Origin of the sequence: Bradyrhizobium sp. G127, from assembly GCF_021502575.1 — a bacterium.
GTDB lineage: Bacteria > Pseudomonadota > Alphaproteobacteria > Rhizobiales > Xanthobacteraceae > Afipia.
In genome coordinates this window covers 221,840-247,510 of record NZ_JAKFGN010000001.1, presented here as the reverse complement: position 1 = coordinate 247,510, position 25,671 = coordinate 221,840, and the positions used below count along the sequence as shown (strand labels likewise).

Sequence of the window (25,671 nt, the reverse complement as noted above, 5' to 3'; positions counted from 1 at the left end):
GGGCGCGCGACGATGCGCGCGCGCAAAACCGTACCGGCGGTACAGTTTTATTGCAGGTCTTGTTGCTGATTTGACCGGAGGCGCGGATGGGAAAGGGCGAAGCGACACGCGAGCGCATTCTTGAAATCGCCGAGTCCGCCGTGCTGGCCAAAGGCTTCGGCGCCACATCCATCGACGAGGTGATTGCCGAAGCCGGGCTGACCAAGAGCGGCTTCTTCTATCACTTCAGGGACAAGAACGCGCTGGCCCGCGAAATGGTGCGCCGCTATGTCGATACCAACGACAGGATGTTTGACGACATCTTCGCGCGCGGTGCTGAACTGTCCGACGATCCGCTGCAGGCGTTTCTGATTTCGCTGAAACTGCTCGCGGAGATCATGGCCGATCTGCCGAACGGCCATCCCGGCTGCCTGATCGCGAGCATCTGCTATCAGGAGCGGCTGTTCGACCGCGAGGTGCGCGATCTCACGGCCGACTCGGTGCGGAGCTGGAATGCGCGCTTCCGCGCGATCTTCGACGGCATCGCGGCGGTGCATCCGCCGCGCGAGCCGATCGATCTCGGCGATCTCGCCGACACCATGTCATGCATCGTCGACGGCGGCATCATCATGTCGAAGACATTGAACGATCCGCGCCGCCTCGAGCGGCAGATTCTGGTGTTCCGCAGTTTCGTGAAGCTGGTGTTTTCACCGGTGCAGGCGTGACGCGAGGAAACGCGTCATCGCAGATACAACGCGCAAGCCTTCTCAGGTCCGCTTGATGTCATCCGGCGCGATGAGAACCACTTTACCCGCAACATCGCCTTTCATGCGCAGCAGGAAACCCTTCTGCAAATAGCCCTCGATCTGGTCCTCCCGGACCGAAAGCTGATTCTTGGCGTGATGCTTGACGTCACCCAAAGCGGGATCGGCCACACGGAAGAGTCCGTTCGGATATCGATGCGGCGTGAAGATCTCGCCGTCCGCAGCAATGTGCTCCCAGCCCATGTGCACTCCCGCTTCCGATTTGAGCCGCGTGTCAGCTCTTGTCGTTATCGAGCTTCGGGATGTGCGAGCCCTCGCCGGCCGACAGCAAGCCGGTCTTGGTATAGAGATTGAGCTTGCCGCGCGTATCGGAAATATCGAGGTTGCGCATGGTCAACTGACCGATGCGATCGGCCGGCGTGAACGGCGCATCCTCGACCTTCTCCATGCTCAGCCGCTCCGGCGCATAGGTCAGATTGGGACTCTCGGTGTTGAGGATCGAGTAGTCATTGCCGCGGCGCAGTTCGAGCGTCACCTCGCCGGTGATCGCGCGCGCCACCCAGCGCTGCGCGGTTTCGCGCAGCATCAAGGCCTGAGAGTCGAACCAGCGCCCCTGATAGAGCAAGCGGCCAAGCCGCATGCCGCTGATCCGGTATTGCTCGATGGTGTCTTCGTTGTGAATGCCGGTGACCAGACGCTCATAGGCGATGTGAAGCAGCGCCATGGCCGGCGCCTCGTAGATACCGCGGCTCTTCGCCTCGATGATCCGGTTCTCGATCTGGTCGCTCATGCCGAGGCCATGCCGTCCGCCGACGGCATTGGCCTCGAGGAACAGCGCGACAGGATCGCTAAAGGTCTTGCCGTTCAGCGCAACCGGCTGACCTTCGACAAATCGCACCGAGACCTTTTCGGCCTTGACGGCGCAGTCGTCACGCCAGAACGGAACGCCCATGATCGGATTGACGATCTTGATGCCGCTGTCGAGATGTTCGAGATCCTTGGCTTCGTGCGTCGCGCCGAGAATATTGCTGTCGGTCGAATACGCCTTCTCGGCGCTCATCTTGTAGGCGAAACCATGCGCGGTCATGAACGCCGACATTTCCGCGCGGCCGCCCAGTTCGTCGATGAACAGCTGATCGAGCCAGGGCTTGTAAATCTTCAGCTGCGGATTGGTCAGCAGGCCGTAGCGATAGAACCGCTCGATATCGTTGCCCTTGTAGGTCGAGCCGTCGCCCCAGATGTTGACGCCGTCTTCCTTCATGGCGGAGACCAGCATCGTGCCGGTCACGGCGCGGCCGAGCGGCGTGGTGTTGAAGTAGGCGATGCCGCCGGTCGAGACGTGGAACGCGCCGGATTGAATCGCGGCAATTCCTTCGTGAACCAGTTGCGTGCGGCAATCCACGAGGCGCGCCTTCTCGGCGCCGAACTCACGCGCTTTACGCGGAATCTCGTCGTAGTCGGCCTCGTCAGGCTGGCCGAGATTGGCCGTATAGGCAAAGACGCGCGCGCCCTTCTGCTTCATCCAAAGCAGCGCCGCGCTGGTGTCGAGCCCGCCCGAGAAAGCGATGCCGACATTTTCTCCTTTGGGAAGGCTCTTCAGAATCGTCGTCATCGAACGTCCATTCGGGCAGTTTTGTGTGGCGGTCTGGATGCGCGACGAACAAACCTCGCGCGGCCGGGAACGCGTCTATTGGCGGCTGACGTGCCGGTATAGAAAGATTGAGGCGTGATGGGAAGGCCCGGCAGGGACGACGATGGAGCGCTAAGGCCGCAGCACCGGCGCGCCGGTCTCGCCAGCGGCGTCCTCCGCCACCGGCCTCATGCGCGGCGAATCCCCGACATCGCGGCCGAGCAGCTTCTGCCGCCAGCGGTAGCCCGGCCAGCCGAAGCGCGTCAGCCACGCGTCAATGCCGTAATCGGTGAGCCGCGTCGACGGCCAGCGATAGATCAGGGCATAGGCCAGCCAGATCACGATGAACGAGACGGTGCCGGAGAACAGCACGTCGGTGAAGAAGTGTCCGCCGAACGACATGCGCAGACCGCCGGTCAAAATGCCGAAGGCCGTGGCAGCGACATAGGCCAGCGGGCGCCACGCCGGCGGCGCCAGCGCCGCGGGGGCATAGGTCCAGAACGCGGTGGCGCCTTCGCCGGAGAAGAACGAGCAATTCGTCGGGCAGGCACCGCGCGGGTCCCACCACGGCTTGAACTCGAGCTTGCCGTTGAACTCCGTCACCAGCACCGGACGCGGCCGGCCCCAATATCCCTTGAACACAACATTGGACAGAACCACGGCGCAGAGCAGCATGGTGACGATCAGAAACACCATGGCACGGCCCGACATGATCAGCGGCTTCACCGGACGGATCAGCTTGACGATCAGGGCCACGATCGACGGCACCACGAATCCCCACGCGATCCACATCGCGGCATCACGAAAAAACGCCGCCCATGTCACGTCCTTCATCGGAAATGTCCTGGTGGCTGCGTTGTAGAAAAACGCGGAAACCTTCAGATCGAGTTCGGGGTAAAGCCCGAACAGCAAGCCGAAAGCAAGCGAGATCGCGAGCGCGATGATAAGGCCGGTGCGGTTCATGGCCGGTGTTTAGCCGAGGGGATCATCGATGAAAAGCGGCGCATCGCCGCGTTAACGTTAGCGCGGGAGCGGCGGCAATGGCGGCGGCGCGGCCGTGGTGGCGCGCCAGCCGCCGGCATTGCGCCCGGCGATCAGCCAGTACACCACGCCGCCGAGAACGCCCGCGCCGACCATCACTTCCAGATGCCGCCGCACGATACCGTTGAATGTCATGTTCACGGTGTCGAACGGAATGAAACCGAGATAACAGAACAGGCCGGCGAGGCCGCCGCCGACCGCATAGGCCAGAATGTGCCGGATCGAAAACGCCTCGGTGATCAGCGCGATGATCGCCGCCGGCAGCAGCGCGAATCCGCTCACCAGGATAAAGCCGAATCCAAGCACCATGTTGATCGCGCCCTGATCGACATCGAGCGACATGTCGCTCACCTCCGGAAAGAACAGTGCCCACAGCACCACGATGCTCGCAACAATGCATGCGGCGAGGAAACCGAAGAACACCGCGAACAATCGTCCGATCAAAGCCATGAGTCAGTCCGTCACTTTAGCATCTCAACAACGAGCACAATTCTCTCGTTCGTCATGCCCGGCTTTATGCCGGGCATCCGCGCCTTTCTTGCGTCCGTAGCCCAAGACGTGGATGGCCGGGACAAGCCCGGCCATGACGACGGAGCAAGTTGCGAGCAAGGCCCATCCACTTCAATCCGTCATCGCCATCGCGCGCAGCGCCTGACGTTCGCGCGCCGACAGCTTCTCAGTTTCCGATTTCAGCTGTCCACAGGCGGCCAGAATATCTCGTCCGCGCGGCGTGCGCACCGGCGACGAATAACCCGCATTGAAGACATATTCGGAGAACTTCTCGATCTGGTCCCAGTCCGAGCATTCATATTTCGTGCCCGGCCACGGATTGAACGGAATCAGATTGATCTTGGCGGGAATACCCTTGAGCAGCTTGACCAGCAACTTGGCATCGTCGAGCGAGTCGTTGACGCCCTTCAGCATGACGTATTCAAACGTGATGCGGCGCGAGTTCGACGAACCGGGATAGGCGCGGCAGGCGTCCAGCAGTTCCTTGATCGGATATTTCTTGTTCAGCGGCACCAGCTCGTTGCGCAGCTCATCGCGCACCGCATGCAGCGAGATCGCCAGCATCACGCCGATTTCATCTCCCGTGCGCGCGATGTTCGGCACCACGCCGGAGGTCGAGAGCGTGATGCGGCGGCGGGAAATGCCGATGCCTTCGTTATCTGAAACAATCAGCAGCGCGTCGCGCACCGCATCGAAATTGTACAGCGGCTCGCCCATGCCCATCATCACGACGTTGGTGACGAGGCGATTACCGTTCGGCGTCTCGCGGTCGATCCAGTCATTCAGACGATCCCGCGCCACCATCACCTGCCCGAGAATTTCACCGGCGGTGAGATTGCGCACCAGCCGCTGGGTGCCGGTGTGGCAGAATGAACAGTTGAGCGTGCAGCCGACCTGCGACGACACACACAACGTGCCGCGGTCGGTTTCAGGAATGTAGACGCACTCGACCTCGTGCGCGCGCCCGGCGGCATCGCCTGGCAGGCGCAGCAGCCACTTGCGGGTGCCGTCGTTGGAGATTTGCTCGGCGACGACTTCGGGCCGGTCCACGGTGAAATGCTGTTCGAGCTGCGCGCGCATGTCCTTCGACACGTTAGTCATGTCGGCGAAGGTCTGCGCGCCGCGCACATACATCCAGTGCCACAACTGCTGCACGCGCATCTTGCGCTGGCCTGACGCGACGCCGATCTCGCCGAGACGTTCGGCCAGTTCCTCGCGCGACAGCCCGACCAGCGACGGCTTGGCCGGCGGCACGTAGGTTTCAATGGCTGTCTTTTCGAGGACGCCGGTCGCTTCGGTCATAGTCATATCGATACGTGTCTCGGGAAATTGCAGCGGCACAGGGCCGGGCGTGACGGAACCTGGGCTCCGTAACCCGCTATATAGAGCCAATACCGGGCAATTGCGACCCGTCTTTAGCGCCGGCACTCCTGCGCCAGCTTATCCAGCGCCTGCGCCAGACCCTTCAGCGGGAAGGTGTCGATGGTCTCGGTGCCCTTGGCGGAGACGCCCTTCACCACGGCGTCCGCGCCCTTGCGCAGCGCCTCCACGAGGCGATCTTCCTCGGCCGCATTCTTGATCCAGAGCCCGTCGCCCTGGGTGTACATCGCGTAGCGCGACCCGCCGACCTCCACCGACCCTTCCGAGCCGGGCTTCAGCGTGTAGCCGATCATGATCGAGACTTCGTTCGAGACCTTCTCGCCGGGACGCGACGAAATGAACGCATAGGACGGATCGCGCGGCCGGTTCGGCGGATTGGTCTTCGATGAGCCGGGCTTGGCCAGCGCGAAGCAAACCTTCCTGCCGTTCGGCGTCGCGGTGTAGGCGCCCCAGGTGCCGAATTGTCCAATCAGCGACGGCTCGGCATTGCCGGCCACGGCTGGCGCGGCAGCGGGCTTGGCGGGCGCAGCGCTCTTCGGCGCAGGCTTGGCGGGTGCCGCAGCTTTCGGCGCGGGTTTGGCGGATTTGCTCGGCGGCGTCTGCGCGGAGGCGGCATGTGCAAAGCCGAAAACCGGCAAGGCTGCCGCCAGAATGACCATCGTTCGCTGCAAGGACATCACCGGAACTCGTTCCTTCAATATTGTGACTGGAAGATGGCTCGCCGTTGCGTGGGGATGTGCAATAGACCCCAAACCGCTTGTCGGAAAGTTAACCCCCGCCGCCGCGCTTTGCCGCAGCCGCCGGTGAAAACCGGCGCGACCGCACGCAGCAACCGGCGACGGATCGCGCGACCCATCTTACTTAGCGGCCGCACTGTTTCAAACATAGTTATACCACGCAAGCCGCGCGCGATTCAGATTGTCGCGCCCCGCCAAATCCGGCATGAAGTCCGCCTACTTCCTTGAACGTCAGGTGTTTCGATGAAAGCCATTCTCTGCTCGCAGTACTGCGGTCCCGACGATCTCGTGCTGAGCGATATTCCTGATCCCGTCGCGGGTCCCGGCGAAGCTGTCATCGCCATCAAGGCGGCGGCGCTGAATTTCTTCGACCTGCTGATGATTCAGGGCAAGTATCAGGTCAAGCCGCCGTTTCCGTTTTCGCCGGCCGCCGAGATCGCGGGCGTGGTCGAGAGCGTCGGCGCCGGCGTCACCGATCTCAAGCCGGGCGATCGCGTCGCAGCCTCATGCGGACATAACGGCGCGCGCCAGAAGATCGCGCTGCCCGCGAATTCGATCGTGAAGATTCCCGACGCGCTCGACTTCGACCGCGCCGCCGGCGTCATCGTGATCTACGGCACCGCGCTGCATGCGCTGGAAGACCGCGCCGATCCGAAGCCCGGCGAGACGCTTGTGGTGTTCGGCGCCGCCGGCGGCGTCGGCTTAGCTGCCTGCGAACTCGGCAAGGTGCTTGGCCTCAAAGTGATCGCCTGCGCATCGAGCGACGAGAAGCTGGAGTTTGCGAAAAAGCACGGCGCCGATCTCACCATCAACTACGCCAAGGAAGATCTGAAGGAAGCGCTCAAGCGGGTCGGCGGCGACAAGGGCATCGACATCGTGTTCGATCCGGTCGGCGGCAGCTATGCCGAAATCGGCGTGCGCTCGCTCGGATGGAAGGGACGCTTCCTGGTGATCGGTTTCGCCGCGGGCGATATTCCGAAAATCCCGCTCAACCTCGCACTGCTCAAGGGCTGCGACATTCGCGGCGTGTTCTGGGGCGCGCACATGAAGCGCGAGCCGAAGCAGGGCCGCGCCGCGCTCGAGAAGCTGATGAAGTGGGCCGCCGAGGGCAAGATTTCATCCCATGTCGACAGCACCTTCCCGCTGGAAAAGACCACCGACGCGCTCAAGGTGCTTGCCGAGCGCAAGGCCATGGGCAAGGTGATCCTGCATCCGTGAGAGTTTAAGCCGCAACTCTATCTCTCAACTCGTCATGCCCGGCCTTGTGCCGGGCATCCACGTCTTGGAGACAAGCCGAGCAGTCGTGGATGGCCGGGTCAAGCCCGGCCATGACGGTATTTGATTTCGAGAATCAGTTACGCGTCCGCCTCTTCCAGTCCCCACGTCATCGCCGCGTGCGCGGCCTTGCGGTGCGCCGGCGTGATGTGGCTCGACACCATGCGGATCGCGGTGGCGAGCACCGCCGCGTCGTCGGTGAAGCCGAGCACCGGCAGCATGTCGGGAAGAAAATCGAATGGCAGCACGAAGTAGGCGATCGCACCTAACAGCGCCGCCTGCACATGGCGCGGCGTCTCCCGGTCGAACGCGCAGTAATACGCCGCCAGCAAATCCTCCGCGAACGGCAGTTTCACCGCGACGCGCTTGAGCTTGATCCAGAAATTCCTGCGCACGCGCTCCGGATCCTTCGCGAGCTTTTCCGCGCGCTCGAAATGGGCCGTGTGGTCGGATGTCATGGTTCAAGTCCCTCAGGCGGAGCTGACAGCGCCGCAGGCTCTAGTTAAGGATTGCGCGCGCCATCACAAGATCGGGATCATGCACCCGCGAGCCGGTTCATCGCCTCGGCCAGCGCGATGTCGCGGCTGGTGACGCCGCCGGCGTCGTGGGTGGACAGCACCACCTCCACCGTCTTGTAGACGTTGCGCCACTCCGGATGATGGTCGCTCTTCTCCGCCACCAGCGCGGCGCGGGTCATGAAGCCGAACGCCTCATTGAAATCCCTGAACGTGAACGTCCGCACGATGGCGTCGCGGGCCGGCACCTCCGACCAGCCGGTCAGTTTCGCCAGCGCCGCGCGGCGCGCATCAGCGGTAAGCCGTTCAACCATCGCCTTCTCCCTTGCTTTAGCCGGAGGTTAGAACTGCCGCCCCCGCCCTTCAAACGAATATGAACGGTAATGGGTCCCGGCCGGGTCACGGAAAAGCCGCGCTCGGGTCGCTAACCATGACGGTATGGAACCTGCGAAACATCTGCACATCTGGTATAATAGGACGAATGCCGGGAGGCGCGGTGGACCATGAGCTTCAGCGACATGTTTTCCAGATCGACGGCCGGCGACGGGCTGCGCCCGGCCAGCACGCCGCGGCCTCACAAGATGAAGGCCATGATGATGATCGTCGCCGCGGTGCTGGCGACCGTCGCGGCGGTGGGCGGCACGATCTATTACCTGAACCGCCCGGTTCATCTGCGGATCGCGGTCGGACCTCCTTACAGCGATGACGTCAAGGTCATTCAGTCGATCGCGCAGACCCTGTCGCGCGACCGCAAGTATGTCCGACTTCGTCCGATCGTAACCGAAGGCACCAGCGCAAGCGCTGCAAGCTTCAACGCCGGCACCACCGATCTCGCCGTGATCCGCGGCGATACCGAACTGCCGAAGGATGCAATGGCGGTCGCCAGCATCCGCAAAAATTTCGCGGTGCTGTGGGCCATCGGCACCGGCAAGAAGAAAGGCGCGATCACCAAGATCGAGCAGCTTGCCGGCAAGCGCGTCGGCGTGATCGGCCGCACCCAGGCCAACGTCAATCTGCTGAAGGTGATCCTCACCCAGTCCGGCGTGAAGCCGGAAAGCGTCCAGGTTGTCCAGTTCACCACCACCGGTTTCGCCGACGCGGTGAAGAACGAAAAGCTCGACGCCTTCCTCGCGGTGGGTCCGCTCAACAGCAAGATCACCGCGGACGCCATCGCCGCGACCACCCGCGACGGCAAGACAGCCACGTTCCTGACGCTCGATACCGCCGACGCCATCGCGCAGAAATATCCGGTCTACGAATCCGGCGAGATTCCTGCCGGCACCTTCGGCGCGAAACCGGTGCGGCCCGAGGACAAGATCGACACCATCAGCTTCGCGCACCATATCGTGGCGCGGAAATCGCTGTCGGAAGTCACCGTCGGCGCACTGACGCGCGAACTGTTCTCCATCCGTCAGGCCGTGCAGAATGAATTTCCGCAGACCGCCAAGCTGGAAACCCCCGACACCGACAAGGACGCCGCGATTCCGGCCCATCCGGGTGCTGCCGCCTATGTCGATGGCGAGGAGAAATCCTTCCTCGACAAATACAGCGATTACATCTGGGGCAGCCTGATGGCGCTGTCCGCGCTGGGTTCGGCGGGCGCGTGGTTTGCGAGCTATCTGCGCAAGGACGAGCGCGTCACCAATTCAGGCCTGCGCGAGCGCCTGCTGGAAATGCTGACCGCCGCGCGCAAGTCCACCTCGATCGACGAACTCGACGGTATGCAGGCGGAGGCCGACGAGATCATGCGCGATACGCTGCATTGCTTCGAGGACGGCGCCATCGAGGAAGGCTCGCTGACTGCATTCAGCATCGCGCTCGAACAATTCCACAACGCCGTCGCCGACCGGAAGACCTTCCTGCTCGATATGGGGTCGAAGGTCGTGCCGCCGGTGCGCAGCCACGTCGCCTGACGCTTACGTCTGCGCGCGCCAGGCGCGCAGTGCATTCCGCAATGCATCGCGCATATAGGGTTTGGTCAGCACCGGAATGCGCGCAAACGCCGCCGGGATTTTTCCGTCGCCGGAGTATCCGGTGACGAACACGAACGGAATTTTCCGGATTGCGAGTTGTTCGGCGACGGCAAAACTCTTTTCCCGGACAAGCCCGACATCCAGCAGCACAAATTTCGGTGCGCGCTCGGCAATCAGTTGCAGCGCCGCCGCGACGGTACGTGCCGTTCGCACCGTTGCCACGCCGAAATCGACGATCGTCTCGCTGACATCGAGGGCGATCAGCGGATCGTCCTCCACCACCAGCACATCATCCGGCAGATCGGCAGGGCTCGCGGCCGTCGGCCCCTCGGGGTCGATGGATGTCATGGGTCATGTCCCGGTGAATGGCGAAGAAGCCCGCTGGAACCCCGGGCCTCGCGCTGAAATAGCCGCGAGGCCGGTTCCCACGCGGAACCGACCACATATTCCGGGCGTAGTCTGTGCAGTTCTGAACACAAGCCCGCGACGCGCCACGCTAAGGTGCGCGCGGCAAGGGGAGACCATGGCAAGATCACCGGTTGCGACCAAAAGCGGAGACCGTCCGTTCAACAATCTGCTGCGCCATCTGAACGCCGCGGACTTCGCCCTGATCGAGCCGTTCCTTGAGATGGCCGAGGCGCAGGCGGACGACTTGCTCTACAACCCCGGCGACGACGTCGAGACCGTGCATTTTCCCTGTGGTCCCAGCCTCGTGTCCTTCGTCGTGCCGAACGAGGACGGCCGCGATGTCGAGACCATTCTGGTCGGCCGCGAAGGCGCGGTGGGCGGCATCGTCAGTCAGGGCTACCTGCCCGCCTACACGCGCATCGTCGTCAAGGTCGGCGGCCCATGCGCACGCCTGCGTGTCTCGAAACTTGACGCGGCAAAGGAGAAATCGCCGACGATGCGCCATCTGTTCGCGCGCTATGCCGACTGCATGCTGGCGCAGATATTCCAGTCCACCGCCTGCAATGCGATCCATTCCATCGAGCAGCGAACCGCGAAATGGATCATGTCGGCGCGGGAGCGGATCGACAGCGATCTCGTTCCGCTGACCCACGAGCAGCTCTCCACCATGCTGGGCGTCGGCCGCAGCTACACCAGCCGCGTGATCCAGACCCTGAAGGCCGAGGGCATCCTGGAGACCCGCCGGGGGGCGATCCTGATCCGCAATTCGGATGCGCTGGCGATTCGGTCATGCCTCTGTAACGAAGCTGTCAAATATCATTTCGAGGAAGTGCTGCGCGGGGTCTATCCGACCGTCGAAAACGGGGCCTGAGGGCACTTTTGCCGCCTGAAATTGCCGCTCCGGACCCCCGGAAATGCATTGTTTTTCGCGAAATCCTGACTATATTGCGCCGCAACGGTATTCGAGTTGCCCGGTTCATCATGGACCGGGCAACCTCTTTTTGGGCGGGTCTTTTGGTGACCCCCATTTTACGGACCGCGCTCAAGGCGGCCAGAACGAAACGAACATGAATCTGCGAAATATCGCCATCATCGCGCACGTCGACCATGGCAAGACCACTCTCGTCGACAAACTGCTCCAGCAGTCGGGCACCTACCGCGAGAACCAGCGCCAGGTCGAGCGCGCGATGGACTCCAACGATATCGAGCGCGAGCGCGGCATCACCATTCTGGCCAAGTGCACCTCGGTCGAGTGGGAAGACACCCGCATCAACATCGTCGACACGCCGGGCCACGCCGATTTCGGCGGCGAGGTCGAGCGCATCCTGTCGATGGTCGATGGCGTGATCGTGCTGGTCGATGCCGCCGAAGGTCCGATGCCGCAGACCAAGTTCGTGGTCGGCAAGGCGCTCAAGCTCGGCCTCAAGCCGATCGTCGCCATCAACAAGGTGGACCGCCCCGACGCGCGCGTCACCGAAGTGGTCAACGAGGTGTTCGATCTGTTCGCAGCCCTCGACGCCACCGACGAACAGCTCGACTTCCCGATTCTCTACGGTTCCGGCAAGAACGGCTGGATGGGCACCGCGCCTGACGACAACGGCAACGGCATGAAGCCGCTGTTCGACCTCGTCATCAAGCATGTCGCGCCGCCGGTGGTGGAAGAAGGCCCGTTCCGCCTGCTCGGCACCATCCTCGAAGCCAACCCCTATCTCGGCCGCATCATCACCGGCCGCATCGCATCCGGTTCGGTGAAACCGAACCAGGCCGTGAAGGTGCTGTCGCGCGACGGCAAGGTGGTTGAAACCGGACGTATCACCAAGATCCTCGCGTTCCGCGGTCTCGAGCGCCAGCCGGTCGATCTCGCGGAGGCCGGCGACATCGTCGCCATCGCGGGCCTCACCAAGGGCACCGTCGCCGATACGTTCTGCGATCCGTCGGTGGAAACACCGATCCAGGCGCAGCCGATCGATCCGCCGACCGTGTCGATGTCGTTCATCGTCAACAACTCGCCGCTCGCCGGCACCGAAGGCGACAAGGTCACCAGCCGCCTGATCCGCGACCGTTTGCTGCGCGAGGCCGAAGGCAACGTCGCGCTGCGCGTGGTGGAGGCCGCCGACAAGGATTCGATGGAGGTCTCCGGCCGCGGCGAATTGCAGCTCGCGATCCTGATCGAAAACATGCGCCGCGAAGGCTTTGAGCTTTCCGTGTCGCGTCCGCGTGTGGTTCTGACCAAGGATGACGACGGCAAGATTCTGGAGCCGGTCGAGGAAGTCGTGATCGACGTCGACGAGGAATTCTCCGGCGTGGTCGTTCAGAAAATGAGCGAGCGCAAGGCCGAGATGATCGAGATGCGCCCCTCCGGCGGCAACCGCCTGCGTCTGGTGTTCTACGCGCCGACCCGCGGCCTGATCGGCTATCAGGGCGAACTGATGACCGACACCCGCGGCACCGCGATCATGAACCGCCTGTTCCACGATTATCTCCCTTACAAGGGCGAGATCCAGGGCCGCCGCAACGGCGTGCTGATTTCCAACGAACAGGGCGAGGCGGTGGCCTATGCGATGTTCAAGCTGGAAGACCGCGGCCCGATGATGATCGAGCCGGGCTGGAAGGTCTACAAGGGCATGATCGTTGGCGAGCACACCCGCGAGAACGATCTCGAGATCAACGTTCTCAAGGGCAAGCAGCTCACCAACATCCGCACCACCTCGAAGGACGAAGCGGTGCGCCTGACGCCGCCGATCCGCATGACGCTGGAAAAGGCGCTAGCCTATATCGAGGACGACGAGCTGGTGGAGATCACGCCGAAGTCGATCCGCCTGCGCAAGCGCCACCTCGATCCGAACGAGCGCAAGCGCGCCGAGAAGAGCAAGGTCGCGCTGGTCGGCTGAGGCCCCGGCGATCATCTTTGAGACTGCGTCATGGCCGGGCTCGTCCCGGCCATCCACGTTTTGGGACTATAAAAATGAAGACGTGGATGCCCGGCTCCCGTGCCGGGCATTTTGTATCACGGGGCCACCCTATCGGGCGGCAATCGACGCCGCATAGCCGAAATTCGCCACGCTCAAAACCGTGTCGATCACGAAAATGCGCAGCATCGGCCCGGTCAGCACCGGCCAGTAGGCCGCCCCGACACGGCCGCCGCGCAGCAGCACGGGAATGTTGAAGGCGGTCTGGCTGAGATGACAGCAGCCGAAAAACAGGAACATCACCGCCGCCGCGCCGGGCGATGCGAACCACTCCGGCCGGGTCAGGAGATAGGCGTTCAGCAATCCGATCGGCAGATTCATGCCGCCGAGAAACGCAACGCTGGCGCCCAGCGTGGGCGCGATCGGATTGCTTCGCTCCTCGCGGGGCACCAGAATTTTCACGGTGTTGGCCTGCATCAAGCTGAACTGTACGAAGGCCGCGCAGAACCACAGCATGTTGGCGGCGAGAATGACGATATCAAAGCGCATGCGGCTCTCTCCCTTTGATAGTTCGCTGCCGCGGCTGTCGCCGCAGCAACCCTAATATTCCCGCGATCACGCAGTCCGACCCGCAAACCCATCGCGCCGTCCGCTGCAATCCACGATTGGGCGAAGTCTTCAAAACAAGTTATCCTGCTGCCGAGACGGGATATCTCTCCCAACTCGGTTATGACCAGCCTCCCGCGGGACTGTCGCCACCATGAAGCCTTCCAATTCACACGTCAATATAGTTGACCTGAAAAAACTCCATCCCATGGATGAGGCGCTGGAGCTGATGTATTTCGGCTGGCGCGGGATGACGCGCGAGGCGGACCGCTATCTGGCCACCGTGGGCCTGACGCGGGTCCATCACCGCATCCTGTATTCGATCGCGCGCGGCAACGATCTGACGGTCTCCGACCTGCTCGCGATCCTCGACATCTCGAAGCAAGCGCTGCACCGGCCCATGACGCTGCTGATCGAGAAAGGCTATGCCACCGCGACGGCGCATCCGACTCTTCATCGCTTCAAAGTGCTGCGCCTCACCGCGGCCGGACGGAAGGTGGAGCATCAGGCTTCGGAGCACGAGCGCCGCGTGATGGCCCGCGCGTTCGAGCGTGGCGGCGCGCGCGCGTTCGCCGCTTGGTCCGATGTCATGCGCGAAACCGCCAAAGGTTGAATTGAGCAATGTCCCAAGACACGCCGTTTCCGAAAAGCAATTGTTGCCTCCGCTCATGACCCTCCCCTCCGACATCGATGTGGCCATCATCGGCGCCGGCGCCGCCGGCCTCGCCGCCGCGCACACGCTCGAACGCTCGGGCCTCTCGTCCCTCGTGCTGGAAGCGCGCGACCGCATCGGCGGACGGGCTCACACCATCATGACAAGCGCAGGCATTCCGTTCGATCTCGGCTGCGGCTGGCTGCATTCCGCCGACAGGAATCCGTTCGTTGCCATCGCGGAAGGCCTCGGCTTCGAGATCGACCGGTCGCTGCCGCCATGGCGGCAACGCAGCTACAAGGACGTGTTTCCGCAGGCAGAGCGCGACGATTTCTTTGCCGCGCTCGATGCGTTCTTCATGCGCACCCATGCCGCTTCGCAAGCCGCGCAGGACAGCGCCGCCGCCGACTATCTCGAACCCGGCAACCGCTGGAATCCGATGATCGACGCCGTCTCGACCTACATCAACGGCTGCGAGCTCGATCAAGTCTCGGTGAAGGATTTCGAGGAATACGAAGACACCGAAATCAACTGGCGCGTGCCGCGCGGCTATGGCGCATTGATCGCCGCCTACGGCGCGCGGTGCAACGTCGCCCTGAATTGCAACGTCACGCTCATCGATCATTCCGGCGCGCGTATCAAAATCGAAACCTCGCGCGGCACGCTGACCGCGGGCAAGGTGATCGTCTGCGTCCCGACCGACCTGATGGCCGCGGAAGCAATCCGCTTTCATCCCGCCCTGCCGGACAAGGTGCATGCCGCGGCGATGCTGCCGCTCGGCGCCGACGACAAGGTGATGCTGGCGCTCGACGGCGACAACGATCTGCCGAAGGACGGCAACCTGCGCGCGCCGGCGATGCGCACGGCCATGGGCACCTATCATCTGCGCCCGTTCGGCCGGAATTGCATCGAAGGCTTTTTCGGCGGCCGCTATGCGCGCGAGCTGGAAGACGCGGGCGGCGGCGCAATGGCGGCGGCGGCCATCGACGAAATCGTCGGCCTGCTCGGCTCAAACTATCGCAGCAAGCTGACACCGCTCGGCGAATCGCACTGGTCGCGCGATCCATTTGCGCGCGGCTCCTATTCCCACGCGCTGCCAGGCCATGCCGACAAACGCGCGGCGCTGGCCGCGCCGATCGACGGACGTTTGTTTTTCGCGGGCGAAGCCACGTCGCCGGATTTCTTCACGACGGCCCACGGCGCACAGGAAAGCGGCGTGCGGGCGGCGAGGGAAGCGATGGGCGGCGGCGAGCCTATTACGCAATCACACGCCTAGAATCTGATTCACCAGAATTGAACCGTTTGCTTCGATGCCACCTGAGACGAGATGGGCTCCCTTTCCCCACGGGAGAGGTGAGCAGAATTGACAGCCGGTAATGCTTCGTCATTGCGAGGAGCGCTTGCGACGAAGCAATCCAGTTACTTCTTGCCCTTAACCGCGACACCCTGCACCGCCGGCGCCTGAACATTCAGTCCCGCAGCATTCGCGATGATCGAATCGAACAGCGGCTGTTCCCCCGCTTCCGCCACCCAGTGCCCCTCATTGCCAAACGCGGGAATCATGCGGAAATCGACCTTGCCGTCGCCGGCCTCGGTAAAGGCGTCGGCCATTTTTTTCGAGAATTCCGGCGGGAAATACGAATCGTTCTCCGCTACCAGCCATGTCACCGGAATTTTCGCGCCATCGCCGAACTCGGCGGCGGCAGCAACGAGTTTGTCCGGCGCGCAGATGTTGCCCGCGCGATCATTGGCGCGGCCGCCGCGTCCCGGCGCGAACACGATGATGGATGAAATCTCCTTCGGACTGTGATCGGCCAGCGACAGCGCGCCCCAGCCGCCCGCCGAATGTCCGGCCAGCACCGCCGCATCCTTCCGCACGAAGGCCTGCGCGCGCATGAAGGTCAGTGCCGTGGTGATCGCCTCGGCAGTGGTGTGCGCTGACATCGCGTATTCGGCGTTGTCGCAGCCTTCCTGGTCTTCGAGATAAGGCCCGCCGGTCTTGCCGTGGCCGAGCCGCTGCGGAACCAGCACTGCAAAGCCGCGTGCCACCAAAGCCGCCGCGAGCGCCGAATACTCCGGCTGCGGCATCTGCGCCCGCGCGAGCCGGTTCTGGGTCGAGGCGTGCGCGATGACGGCCAGCCGGAACGGCCCCCTACCCGGCGGCCGGAACAGAACCGCTCGCGAAGGTGTGATCTGGTCCTGGGTCGGCACCAGCCAGTCCTGTCGCCGGTTCGGCGTTCCTTCAGCGCCCTGCGCACCCAGCCGGGTTTCGCCCCACGCGGGTACAGCCGACCAAAGTCCAACCGCAAGAAGTATGGCCGCAGCCCTGATCGAATCCATTCCGTTCATCTGGCGGGATCATTGCCCGCGCCGGTCGGCCAAGCCAAGCGGTTTGGCGGCTTGCCTGTCCTCTTTCGGAACAACGGCCCTTTCACCTGATGCAAAAAGCCCACATATTAACCGATAATTAACGATGGACCTTGAAGGCGGCGCGCTGTCTTGCTTTGATTGCACCATGAGCACAACCCTTATCGAAGTCCGGCCAGCCAAGGCCTCTGATGCGTCAGCTGTCGCTTCGACGCATGATGAAGCGTGGCGCTCTGCCTATCAGGGCATTATTCCCGGCGCCGAACTCGAGAAACTGATCAATCGCCGAGGCCCGCAGTGGTGGGACTCAGCGATCCGAAAGGGCAGCCGCGTCAGCGTGTTGTCGTTCGGCGACAGGGTCGCGGGCTATGCCAATTACGGCCGCAACCGCGCCCGCAGCCTGCATTTCGAAGGCGAGATCTATGAGCTCTACCTGCGTCCGGAATTCCAGGGCCTCGGCTTCGGCCGCCGTTTGTTTTCGGCCGCCAAGCGCGACCTGATCCAGAGCGGGCTGAAAAGCATGGTGATCTGGGCGCTGTCGGACAACGAGCCGGCAGTCGAGTTCTACCGCAACCTCGGTGGCCGCATGGTCGCGCGCTCCTCGGAGCGATTCGGCGGCAAGTCGCTCGACAAGGTGGCCTTCGCCTGGACGGCCTAAGGCCGAAATGGTCCTATATTCAAGGCTGAACCCGGCAAATCCGTTCGAGACGTCCGGCCTGATACTTTTAGACCGTTTTTTCGGCTTTCGGCGCTCGTCCCGATTCGCTAACCAGTGATCCGGTTCTGACCTTCGTTGCAGGTACATTTACGAATGCCAGAATCAAAGGATCACTGAAGTTATTGTTTGCTGGTATCCGTTCGTATCCGACGTTCGCTCGGAAGGCGCGGCGGATTGAAGCGAACGTCGGATACGGGACACCAGTCCGCGCATTCGCCCAACCCACACAAGGCCTGTCATGCGCATCGACGCGATCTCGATCGGAAAAAATCCACCCCTTGAGGTGAACGTCATCATTGAAGTGCCGGTTGGCGGCGAACCGATCAAGTACGAGATGGACAAGGAAGCCGGCACGCTGGTGGTCGACCGCTTTCTCTACACCGCGATGCGCTATCCGGGGAACTACGGCTTCATTCCGCACACGTTGTCGGACGACGGCGATCCATGCGACGTGCTGGTCGCCAACACCCGCGCCATCGTGCCCGGCGCAGTGATCGCGGTGCGCCCGGTCGGCGTGCTGTTCATGGAGGACGAGGCCGGCGGCGATGAAAAGATCATCGCGGTGCCGACATCGAAACTGACGCAGCGCTACGACAAGGTGCAGAACTACAGCGACCTGCCCGAAATCACCTTGCAGCAGATCCAGCACTTCTTCGAACACTACAAGGATCTCGAGCCCAACAAATGGGTCAAGGTGCTGCGCTGGGGCAATGCCGACGATGCCCGCAAGCTGATTCTCGAAGGCATCGAGCGCGCGAAGAAGAAGTAACGCGGCGCGGCCGGGCGCGGTGGGAGATCGATCGATGCGCCGCCTGATCAGGATCATCCGCAGCGTCGCCCTCGTCCTGATTACCGCCGCCGTTGTGCTCGCCGCCGTGATGGTCGCGAATGCATGGCGCAAGCCGTCGCAGCAGATCGCAGCCATACCGGTCGCACGCGCGCCCGTTGACGTACAGGCCGCGGCGGAGCGGCTCGGCAAGGCTGTGCAATTCCAGACCATCGCCAGCGCCACCGACGCCGATCAGGGCGCGGACACCTTCCGCGCGCTGCATGACCACATCGCCGCGAGCTTCCCGGCGTTTCATGCCGCGGCAAAGCGAGAAATCGTCGCCAACTACAGCCTGCTCTACACCTGGGAAGGCACTGACCCGAAGGCCGCGCCGATCGCGCTGCTCGCGCATCAGGACGTGGTGCCGATTGCGCCGGGCACCGAGGGCGACTGGCAGGTGCCGCCGTTCGCGGGTATTGTAAAAGACGGCTTTATCTGGGGCCGCGGCTCGTGGGACGACAAGGGCAACCTGTTCGCCATGCTCGAAGCCGCCGAGCAGTTGGCGAAGGAGAATTTTCGCCCGAAGCGGACGATCTATCTCGCCGTCGGTCACGACGAGGAAGTCTCCGGCAAACGCGGCGCGACCGCGATCTCAAAGCTGATGCAAGCGCGCGGGGTGCGCCTCGACTTCGTGTTTGACGAGGGCCTGCTGATTACCGAAGGCATTCTCAAAGGCGTCGACAAGCCGGTCGCGCTGATCGGCATCGCCGAGAAGGGTTACGTCACGCTCGATCTCGCCACGCGGGCGACGCCGGGCCATTCCTCGCTGCCGCCGCGCGCCACCGCCATCGGCCAGTTGAGCGCGGCGCTGGCACGGCTGGAAAGCAAGCCGTTTCCTGCATCGGTCAGCGGCGTGATGCGCGATACGCTGGAAGCCACCGCGCCGGAAATGAAATTCACCAACCGGCTCGCACTGTCCAACCTGTGGTTGCTCGAACCGCTGGTGCGGATGCAACTGGAAAGGTCGCCGCAAACAGCGGCGACGATCCGCACCACCACCGCGCCCACGATCTTCAACGCCGGCAACAAGGAAAACGTGCTGCCCGGCCGTGCGGAAGCAACGGTGAATTTCCGCCTGCTGCCGGGCGAGACCGAAGACACCGTGATCGCACGGGTCAAATCCGTCGTCGCGGACGACGGCGTCAAGGTGACGCCGCGTCCCGGCAACACCAATCCGCCGCCGGTGACATCCAGCGCCGGCCCCGCCTATCAGACTGTGGCGCGCACCATCCGCGAAATCTTTCCCGATGTGCTTGTGGTGCCCGGTCTGATGGTCGCGGCGACGGACTCGCGAAACTATCTCGACGTGACCGACAATATCTTCCGCTTTTCGCCGGTGCGCGCGGCCACCGAGGATCTGGCGCGCTTTCACGGCACCAACGAGCGGCTCAGCGTGGAGAATTATGCGGACATGATCCGCTTCTACCGGCGGCTGGTGCAGAATACGGCGCAGTAAATTCTGTCGTCATCCCGGCAAAGCAAACAACGTCTTCCTGAGGTGCGAGCCGTCTTCGGCGAGCTTCGAAGGAGGACGACGCGCTACACTCCCGGCGCCGCGATCCCCTTGAGTGCGCAAGCCGCGCGCAGCGTATTGACCAAGAGGCACGCCACCGTCATCTGCCCGACGCCGCCGGGCACCGGGGTGATCGCGCCAGCGACCTCCAACGCTTCCTGATAGGCCACATCGCCGACCAGCTTGTTCTTGCCATCCGCACCGGGAATCCGGTTGATGCCGACATCGATCACCGTCGCGCCCGGCTTGATCCACGACGCCTTGATCATCTCGGGCTTGCCGACCGCCGCGAGCAGCAGATCGGCGCGCTTGCAGATATCGGCGAGATCGCGGGTGCGCGAATGCGCGATGGTGACCGTAGCGTTTTCATTGAGCAGCAGTTGCACCAGCGGGCGGCCCACCAGATTGGAGCGGCCAACGATCACCGCATTCATACCTTCCAGAGAGTCGTGAACGGTTTTCGCGAGAATAATGCAGCCGAGCGGCGTGCACGGCGTCAGTGCCGGCAGGCCGGTGGCAAGCCGCCCGGCGTTGATCGGATGCAGGCCGTCGACATCCTTCGCCGGATCGATGGCGTTGATGACGGTCTGGGTGTCGAGCCCCGTCGGCAGCGGCAACTGCACCAGAATGCCGTGCACGTTTGTATCGGCGTTGAGCTTCGCGATCAGCGTCAGCAAATCCTTTTGCGGCGTGTCCGCAGCGAGCTTGTGCTCGAACGACGCCATACCCGCAGCTTCGGTCTGTTTGGCCTTGTTGCGGACGTAGACTTCGGAGGCAGGATCGTTGCCGACCAGCACCACAGCCAGGCCCGGCACGAGGCCGTGATCACGGCTCACCCTCGCCACCTCGCCCGCAACCCGCGCGCGCAGATCGGCGGCGATGATTTTTCCATCGATGATTTTTGCCGGCATCAAATTTCTTTCGTCAGGCCCCTTTGGCGGCGGTGAGAGCGCTCATGGCCTCACCCAGTTGTTTCGGATCGCCATCCACCGCCACCTGCTTGTGGCGCGAAGTCGTGCCGGACAAGACCCGCACATGGCTTTTCGGCACGCGCAGCGCCTTGGCAAGCAGTTCGGTCACCGCGCGGTTGGCGGCGCCGCCATCGGCAATGGCGCGGACCCGGACCTTCACGACGCTGCGGCCATCGGTCAGCGTTTCAATGCCGTCGATGGCGTCCGCCCCGCCGCGCGGCGTGACGCGCAATGCAATGGCGATGCCCTGAGCCGAGAAGCGCCACGGAACAGTCACGGCAAAAGCAGACCCGATGGATCAGATCACGTTCGGATAGATGTAATACGCAATCACGCGCTGGATGAACATGATGATCAGGATGACGATGATCGGGGAAATATCGAGGCCGCCGAAATTCGGCATGATATTCCGGATCGGCCGCAGCACCGGCTCGGTGATCTTGTAAAGGAACTCGGCAACCGCCGCGACGAACTGGTTGCGGGTGTTCACGACGTTGAAGGCGATCAGCCAGGACAGGATCGCCGACGCGATCAGCAGCCAGACATACAAATCCAGGATGACGTTGATGATGTCGAGAATGGCGCGCATGGCGTTGCTGGCTCGCTTCCGGGGACTTCCGCCTCAATACCGGTTCGCGGCGCTGCAAACAAGGGAGGTTTCAGGTCTTAAAAGCGCCCGGTTCTGGCCGGGCCGGGACTGCCCCGGTCTGAATGTTCGGCACGAATTCCGGCCGCAGAACCGGTGCCCGCCTCTGCGGAATACCCTTCGAAACATTGATTTAGGCGTTCTTGACTTGGCCATGATCGGGATTGTAAATGGCCGCTCTTGTCCGCCGCTGCCGTCACCGGCCCGGCCGATCAAGGGGCCATAGCTCAGCTGGGAGAGCGCGTCGTTCGCAATGACGAGGTCGGCGGTTCGATCCCGCCTGGCTCCACCAACACTTCAGCGGTCCAGCTTCAGCGCAGTCCAGCCAGGGGATTGCCGCCGGCAGGATCGCATTGCGGGTTTTAGCGCTGGTTTTTAATCTCGATGACAAAGGCTTTTAACTCAACGAGCTTGTCCTCGCGAAAGCGCCAAACGTCGCAATAAGCGCTGCGAGCCTCGTTCCCGTCTTCGCCCTTTGTGATCACCTCGCCGATGGCGGTCAGAAAGTCGCCTTCTGCAATCAGGTTGTCGACTGAAACCCTGGGCGGCTCGGTGTAGCTTGTTTTCATCCACTGGCGGACGGCTTCTTTCCCCTGAAGCGTCTTGTCGCCAACAAAAGTCCATAGCGTATCGTCGGCGCAGAACTTCAGAAACCCTTCATGGTTACCTGCAGCGATCTCCGCGTTGCCCTTCATCAAGATCGCCTTATGTTTCTCTGACATGGAGCCTCCTCTATTTTCCTTCATGAATCACCCTGACGAACTTCGACAATTTTCTCGAAGCTGAATTGTTTCCAGAAATGTGCCGTTACGGGCCGATCTCGGGCCGCCAAGGGAGCACCAACAGTCCCCAAAGACCCTTTTCCTGCGCTAGGATGCGCGTCAACCTTACATGACGCGATCACGCAATGGGGCCGACCATGCAGACCGAAAAATTCCAGTTTCCAGGCTCGGACGGACAATTGCTGGCCGCCTCGCTTGATCTGCCCGAGGGCACCCCGATTGCCTACGCCCTGTTCGCGCATTGCTTCACCTGCGGACAGAATGTGCTGGCCGCCAAGCGGATCGCGGAGGGCCTGGCGAAGCGCGGCATCGCCACTCTCCGGTTCGATTTCACCGGCATCGGCGCCAGCGAAGGCGAATTCGCCAACACGACATTTTCCTCGAACATCGGCGATCTCGTGCTGGCCGCGGATCATCTGCGCAAAACCCGGCGCGCACCCTCGATCCTGATCGGGCATAGCCTCGGCGGCGCGGCCATTCTGGCGGCGACCTCGATGATTCCTGAAGCGAAATGCGTCGCCACCGTCGCCGCGCCCTCAGACCCCTCGCATGTCACGCACTGGTTCAAGGATCAGATTCCCGAAATCCGCGAAAAAGGCGAACTCGAGGTCTCATTGGCCGGCCGGCCATTCCGGATCAGGCGCGAATTTCTCGACGACATCGCCGAGCACAGACTGACGGAGACCGTCAGTCAACTTCACAAGCCGCTGCTGATCTTCCATTCGCCCACGGACAACACGGTCGGCATCAACAACGCAACGCACCTGTTCGTCGCAGCCAAGCATCCCAAGAGTTTTATTTCGCTCACCGGCGCCGATCACCTGCTGTCGCAGAAGAAGGATGCGGTCTATGTCGCGGACATGATCTCGGCATGGGCCATGCGCTATCTCGATGCGGCGCCCGCCGAAGCAGAAAACATACCGGAAATGCCCGATGGTGTTGTGGTGCAGGAAACCCGCGTCAGTCACCTGCAGCAGATGATCTCGGTCGGCAAGCACCGCATTATCGCCGACGAGCCTGTCTCGGCGGGTGGCCACGATACCGGCCCCGGCCCCTATGATTTCCTGCTTGCGGGCCTCGGCGCCTGCACATCCATGACCATGCGGCTCTACGCCGACCGCAAAACGATCCCGCTCGATCGTGTCACGGTGACGCTGAAGCACGGCCGCATCTACGCCAAGGATTGCGAAGAGTGCGAAACCAAGGAAGGCATGATCAGCAAGATCGACCGCGTCATCACCATGGAAGGCAATCTCGACGCCGAACAACGCAAGAGGTTGATGGAGATCGCGGACAAGTGCCCGGTCCACCGCACGCTGACCTCGGAAATCAAGATCGTGACGAAGGCTGCGGAGTAGAGCCGTTCCCTGGTCATTGCGAGTGAAGCGAAGCAATCCATTCTATTCGGTACAAAGCGAAGGGCTGGCTTGCTTCGTCGCAATGGCGAAGAAGTTTACTCCGCCGCGAGCGACGCGATCAATCCGCCCACTTCATTTGCCGGCGTCTGCAGGCGCGGCGGCCGGTGCAGCCAGCCATCGAGAAACGCCGACAGCCACGCGCGTTCTGAATGATCGTGGACCATGCGTCCGGCGAAATGCTCGGCGCGGTCGCGTGCGCCGGGAAGCGACATGCGCTCATGCCCGCGCGTGGTCCAGCGATGCATCATCGCATGGGTCACATCGGGATGAAACTGGATGCCGAAGCAGCGCCCGGTGCGGAACGCCTGCACGGGAAAATCGTCGCCTTCCGCCAGCAGTTCGGTGCCGGCCGGAAGATCGAAACCCTCGCGGTGCCAGTGATAGACATGATCGGGCCAGCGCGAACAGATGCTGCGTCCGGCCTCGGTCGGGCGGATTGGATAATAGCCGATCTCGGCGCGGCCTTCCGGATGCGGCGCGACCGTGGCGCCAAGATGTTTCGCAAGCATCTGCGCGCCGAGGCAGATGCCGAGATAGGGCCGCTTTTCCTTCAGCGGTACCTTCAGCCAGTCGATCTCGCGCAGAATGAAATCTTCGGTGTCGTTGGCGCTCATCGGTCCGCCGAACATGATCGCGCCGGCATGATTCGCGAGTGTGTCGGGCAGCGGATCGCCGAACACCGGGCGGCGGATGTCGAGGGGATGGCCCATGGCGCGCAGCGCGTTGCCGACCCGTCCCGGGGTGGACATCGGCCCATGCAGGATGATGAGCACCGGGAGAGCCGTGAACCGGCCGCAGGTGGTCGGGCCAAAGTTCGTCAGGCCAAAATCAGTCGGTAGATCGCCATCAGGCCGCAGCATAGAACTGTCTTCTTTAATCCCCGGCAGAGGACAAGCGTCTCCATTGAGCGCCGAAATTGAAAATATTGTGTTGCCGAAGCGCCGTCGAGCCGGAATTTCGCGGATGTGATCTGCGCCGGGAGGTGGCTGGGGTTATGGACGCCGTCACCCTGAGGTGCCGTAGCGAAGCAATAGGCGTTCGAAAGAACGCCGTTCTTCGAACGGCTATAGGCCTCGAAGGGCGACGGCGGGAGCGCCATCCTTCGAATCTCGCCGCCCTAGCAGGCGTAGCCTGCATAAACTTGGCTACGGTGACGGCTCGCACCTCAGGATGACGCTCCTGGAAAAGCCCTATTTCGTGGCCGTTGCCCTACCGCTTCTGCTGCACCCGGGCGACCGAGGCCAGCACCAGGCTGCGGGGGGCGAAACGCAACATGAACGGGATCATCCGGACGCCGACGCCGGGCAGCACCAGCCGCTTGTTCGACATCAACCCGCGATAGCCCGCCCGCGCCACCGCTGCCGCCGACAGGTTCAGAACTGCCGAATCCAGACCCGGCTTGAAGCCAGCCACGCCCTGAAACTCCGTCGGCACCGTGCCCGGACACAGCGCCGTGACCCGGACGCCCTTCGGTCCCAGTTCGCCGCGCATCGCCTCGGTGAAGGACAGCACATAGGCCTTGGTGGCGTAATAGACCGCCATCCGCGGGCCGGGCAGGAACGACGCGATCGAGGCGACGTTGAGGAGGCCGCCGCGATGGCGGATCAGGCTGTCGGCGAAACGCAGCGTTATGTCGGTCAGCACGCGGACGTTGAGATCGACCATTGCCAGTTGCTGCGCGCGGTCGAGTTCGGCGGCCTCGCCGAACAGGCCGTAGCCGGCGTTGTTGACCACGGTCTCGACCTCGGCATTCATCGCCTTCAGCGCTGCATCGATGCGGTCGCAGGCGCCCGGCTCGCTGAGGTCGCAGACGATCACGGCCGGCCTCGGCTTGCCGGTGGCCGCGATCTCGTCCGCGAGTTGGTTCAAGCGATCCTCGCGTCGTGCGACCAGCACGGTCTTGTGATCGTGCGCCGCGAAAATCCGCGCCAGCTCTGCGCCGATGCCCGACGAGGCACCCGTGATCACCGTGACGCGTTCAGTCATGACTGCATTTCAGTTGTGTGCGTTGCTGCTGAGGGTCGAGAGACGTGGAGAATAGATGCAAA

Annotated in this window: 27 protein-coding genes, 1 tRNA gene and 1 pseudogene; 12 read left to right on the top strand and 17 right to left on the bottom strand. The window is 62.8% G+C overall.

Annotated elements, in window-relative coordinates; translation table 11 throughout:
* Window positions 1-86: 86 nt before the first annotated feature.
* Window positions 87-704, top strand: a complete 618-nt coding sequence (locus LVY71_RS01225) for a TetR/AcrR family transcriptional regulator (RefSeq protein WP_235097399.1) — start codon at window positions 87-89, stop codon at window positions 702-704.
* Window positions 705-746: 42 nt separating this feature from the next.
* Here the strand turns inward: LVY71_RS01225 and LVY71_RS01220 are convergent, their stop codons facing one another.
* The 6 genes from LVY71_RS01220 to LVY71_RS01195 all read right to left on the bottom strand — a co-directional run bounded on the left by LVY71_RS01220 (window position 747) and on the right by LVY71_RS01195 (window position 5,981).
* Window positions 747-986: a hypothetical protein gene (locus tag LVY71_RS01220; protein ID WP_235097398.1), complete on the bottom strand. Its 240-nt coding sequence runs from the start codon at window positions 984-986 to the stop codon at window positions 747-749.
* A 31-nt stretch (window positions 987-1,017) separates the two neighbouring features.
* Window positions 1,018-2,355 carry an argininosuccinate synthase gene (argG, locus tag LVY71_RS01215; RefSeq protein ID WP_235097397.1) on the bottom strand — a complete coding sequence of 446 codons (1,338 nt, stop codon included), beginning with the start codon at window positions 2,353-2,355 and terminating at the stop codon, window positions 1,018-1,020.
* Between the two features lie 150 nt (window positions 2,356-2,505).
* On the bottom strand, window positions 2,506-3,336 hold the full coding sequence (locus LVY71_RS01210; protein WP_235097396.1) for a phosphatase PAP2 family protein: 831 nt from the start codon (window positions 3,334-3,336) through the stop codon (window positions 2,506-2,508).
* Window positions 3,337-3,393: 57 nt separating this feature from the next.
* Window positions 3,394-3,864 (bottom strand): hypothetical protein, encoded by a 471-nt coding sequence (locus tag LVY71_RS01205; RefSeq protein WP_235097395.1) that lies wholly within the window; start codon window positions 3,862-3,864, stop codon window positions 3,394-3,396.
* 171 nt (window positions 3,865-4,035) lie between these two features.
* Window positions 4,036-5,232, bottom strand: coding sequence for a dual-specificity RNA methyltransferase RlmN (rlmN, locus tag LVY71_RS01200; RefSeq protein ID WP_235097394.1), 1,197 nt, complete (start codon window positions 5,230-5,232; stop codon window positions 4,036-4,038).
* A 107-nt stretch (window positions 5,233-5,339) separates the two neighbouring features.
* On the bottom strand, window positions 5,340-5,981 hold the full coding sequence (locus LVY71_RS01195) for an invasion associated locus B family protein (RefSeq protein WP_235097393.1): 642 nt from the start codon (window positions 5,979-5,981) through the stop codon (window positions 5,340-5,342).
* 303 nt (window positions 5,982-6,284) lie between these two features.
* On the opposite strand from LVY71_RS01195, the gene LVY71_RS01190 reads away from it, so the two are divergent.
* Complete coding sequence (locus tag LVY71_RS01190; RefSeq protein WP_235097392.1) at window positions 6,285-7,259, top strand: NADPH:quinone oxidoreductase family protein; 975 nt, start codon at window positions 6,285-6,287, stop codon at window positions 7,257-7,259.
* A 137-nt stretch (window positions 7,260-7,396) separates the two neighbouring features.
* On the opposite strand, the gene LVY71_RS01185 is transcribed toward LVY71_RS01190, so the two are convergent.
* Together LVY71_RS01185 and LVY71_RS01180 are read right to left on the bottom strand one after the other, a co-directional pair.
* Window positions 7,397-7,774: a YkvA family protein gene (locus LVY71_RS01185; RefSeq protein WP_235097391.1), complete on the bottom strand. Its 378-nt coding sequence runs from the start codon at window positions 7,772-7,774 to the stop codon at window positions 7,397-7,399.
* A 77-nt stretch (window positions 7,775-7,851) separates the two neighbouring features.
* A pseudogene (locus tag LVY71_RS01180) lies at window positions 7,852-8,154 on the bottom strand (4a-hydroxytetrahydrobiopterin dehydratase); the annotation flags it as partial.
* Between the two features lie 180 nt (window positions 8,155-8,334).
* On the opposite strand from LVY71_RS01180, the gene LVY71_RS01175 reads away from it, so the two are divergent.
* On the top strand, window positions 8,335-9,744 hold the full coding sequence (locus LVY71_RS01175; protein ID WP_235097389.1) for a TAXI family TRAP transporter solute-binding subunit: 1,410 nt from the start codon (window positions 8,335-8,337) through the stop codon (window positions 9,742-9,744).
* Between the two features lie 3 nt (window positions 9,745-9,747).
* On the opposite strand, the gene LVY71_RS01170 is transcribed toward LVY71_RS01175, so the two are convergent.
* A complete protein-coding gene (locus LVY71_RS01170) occupies window positions 9,748-10,152 on the bottom strand; it encodes a response regulator (protein ID WP_235097388.1) in 405 nt (134 codons plus the stop codon).
* A 175-nt stretch (window positions 10,153-10,327) separates the two neighbouring features.
* On the opposite strand from LVY71_RS01170, the gene LVY71_RS01165 reads away from it, so the two are divergent.
* Together LVY71_RS01165 and typA are read left to right on the top strand one after the other, a co-directional pair.
* Entirely contained in the window at window positions 10,328-11,083 is a 756-nt protein-coding gene (locus tag LVY71_RS01165; RefSeq protein ID WP_235097387.1) for a Crp/Fnr family transcriptional regulator, read from the top strand.
* 196 nt (window positions 11,084-11,279) lie between these two features.
* On the top strand, window positions 11,280-13,103 hold the full coding sequence (gene typA / locus LVY71_RS01160) for a translational GTPase TypA (protein WP_235097386.1): 1,824 nt from the start codon (window positions 11,280-11,282) through the stop codon (window positions 13,101-13,103).
* 129 nt (window positions 13,104-13,232) lie between these two features.
* Here the strand turns inward: typA and LVY71_RS01155 are convergent, their stop codons facing one another.
* Entirely contained in the window at window positions 13,233-13,670 is a 438-nt protein-coding gene (locus LVY71_RS01155; RefSeq protein WP_235097384.1) for a hypothetical protein, read from the bottom strand.
* A 265-nt stretch (window positions 13,671-13,935) separates the two neighbouring features.
* Between LVY71_RS01155 and LVY71_RS01150 the strand changes: the two genes are divergently transcribed.
* The gene (locus LVY71_RS01150; protein ID WP_235097383.1) at window positions 13,936-14,340 is read left to right on the top strand and encodes a MarR family winged helix-turn-helix transcriptional regulator; all 405 of its coding nucleotides are present in this window, start codon (window positions 13,936-13,938) and stop codon (window positions 14,338-14,340) included.
* Between the two features lie 55 nt (window positions 14,341-14,395).
* On the top strand, window positions 14,396-15,655 hold the full coding sequence (locus LVY71_RS01145) for a flavin monoamine oxidase family protein (RefSeq protein WP_235097382.1): 1,260 nt from the start codon (window positions 14,396-14,398) through the stop codon (window positions 15,653-15,655).
* A gap of 143 nt (window positions 15,656-15,798) precedes the next feature.
* Here the strand turns inward: LVY71_RS01145 and LVY71_RS01140 are convergent, their stop codons facing one another.
* Window positions 15,799-16,719: an alpha/beta hydrolase family protein gene (locus tag LVY71_RS01140; RefSeq protein ID WP_235097381.1), complete on the bottom strand. Its 921-nt coding sequence runs from the start codon at window positions 16,717-16,719 to the stop codon at window positions 15,799-15,801.
* Window positions 16,720-16,894: 175 nt separating this feature from the next.
* On the opposite strand from LVY71_RS01140, the gene LVY71_RS01135 reads away from it, so the two are divergent.
* The 3 genes from LVY71_RS01135 (at window position 16,895) to LVY71_RS01125 (ending at window position 19,749) form a co-directional block, all read left to right on the top strand.
* Window positions 16,895-17,404 carry a GNAT family N-acetyltransferase gene (locus LVY71_RS01135; protein WP_235097380.1) on the top strand — a complete coding sequence of 170 codons (510 nt, stop codon included), beginning with the start codon at window positions 16,895-16,897 and terminating at the stop codon, window positions 17,402-17,404.
* 298 nt (window positions 17,405-17,702) lie between these two features.
* Window positions 17,703-18,233 carry an inorganic diphosphatase gene (gene ppa / locus LVY71_RS01130; RefSeq protein ID WP_235097379.1) on the top strand — a complete coding sequence of 177 codons (531 nt, stop codon included), beginning with the start codon at window positions 17,703-17,705 and terminating at the stop codon, window positions 18,231-18,233.
* A gap of 34 nt (window positions 18,234-18,267) precedes the next feature.
* Window positions 18,268-19,749, top strand: coding sequence for a M20 family peptidase (locus LVY71_RS01125; RefSeq protein ID WP_235097378.1), 1,482 nt, complete (start codon window positions 18,268-18,270; stop codon window positions 19,747-19,749).
* Between the two features lie 83 nt (window positions 19,750-19,832).
* On the opposite strand, the gene folD is transcribed toward LVY71_RS01125, so the two are convergent.
* From folD to LVY71_RS01110, 3 genes are read right to left on the bottom strand one after another with little or no spacing between them, the layout of a single operon-like run.
* A complete protein-coding gene (gene folD / locus LVY71_RS01120; RefSeq protein WP_235097377.1) occupies window positions 19,833-20,717 on the bottom strand; it encodes a bifunctional methylenetetrahydrofolate dehydrogenase/methenyltetrahydrofolate cyclohydrolase FolD in 885 nt (294 codons plus the stop codon).
* Window positions 20,718-20,730: 13 nt separating this feature from the next.
* Window positions 20,731-21,054, bottom strand: coding sequence for a DUF167 domain-containing protein (locus LVY71_RS01115; protein WP_235097376.1), 324 nt, complete (start codon window positions 21,052-21,054; stop codon window positions 20,731-20,733).
* A gap of 21 nt (window positions 21,055-21,075) precedes the next feature.
* Window positions 21,076-21,366 carry a YggT family protein gene (locus LVY71_RS01110; protein ID WP_235097375.1) on the bottom strand — a complete coding sequence of 97 codons (291 nt, stop codon included), beginning with the start codon at window positions 21,364-21,366 and terminating at the stop codon, window positions 21,076-21,078.
* Between the two features lie 273 nt (window positions 21,367-21,639).
* Between LVY71_RS01110 and LVY71_RS01105 the strand changes: the two genes are divergently transcribed.
* Window positions 21,640-21,715, top strand: a tRNA-Ala gene (locus tag LVY71_RS01105).
* A 70-nt stretch (window positions 21,716-21,785) separates the two neighbouring features.
* On the opposite strand, the gene LVY71_RS01100 is transcribed toward LVY71_RS01105, so the two are convergent.
* Window positions 21,786-22,145 (bottom strand): nuclear transport factor 2 family protein, encoded by a 360-nt coding sequence (locus LVY71_RS01100; protein WP_235097374.1) that lies wholly within the window; start codon window positions 22,143-22,145, stop codon window positions 21,786-21,788.
* Between the two features lie 197 nt (window positions 22,146-22,342).
* On the opposite strand from LVY71_RS01100, the gene LVY71_RS01095 reads away from it, so the two are divergent.
* Window positions 22,343-23,563, top strand: coding sequence for a bifunctional alpha/beta hydrolase/OsmC family protein (locus LVY71_RS01095; protein ID WP_235097373.1), 1,221 nt, complete (start codon window positions 22,343-22,345; stop codon window positions 23,561-23,563).
* 95 nt (window positions 23,564-23,658) lie between these two features.
* Here the strand turns inward: LVY71_RS01095 and LVY71_RS01090 are convergent, their stop codons facing one another.
* Window positions 23,659-24,483, bottom strand: coding sequence for a glutamine amidotransferase (locus tag LVY71_RS01090; protein ID WP_235097372.1), 825 nt, complete (start codon window positions 24,481-24,483; stop codon window positions 23,659-23,661).
* 349 nt (window positions 24,484-24,832) lie between these two features.
* Window positions 24,833-25,609 (bottom strand): SDR family NAD(P)-dependent oxidoreductase, encoded by a 777-nt coding sequence (locus LVY71_RS01085; protein ID WP_235097371.1) that lies wholly within the window; start codon window positions 25,607-25,609, stop codon window positions 24,833-24,835.
* Between the last annotated feature and the right edge of the window lie 62 nt (window positions 25,610-25,671).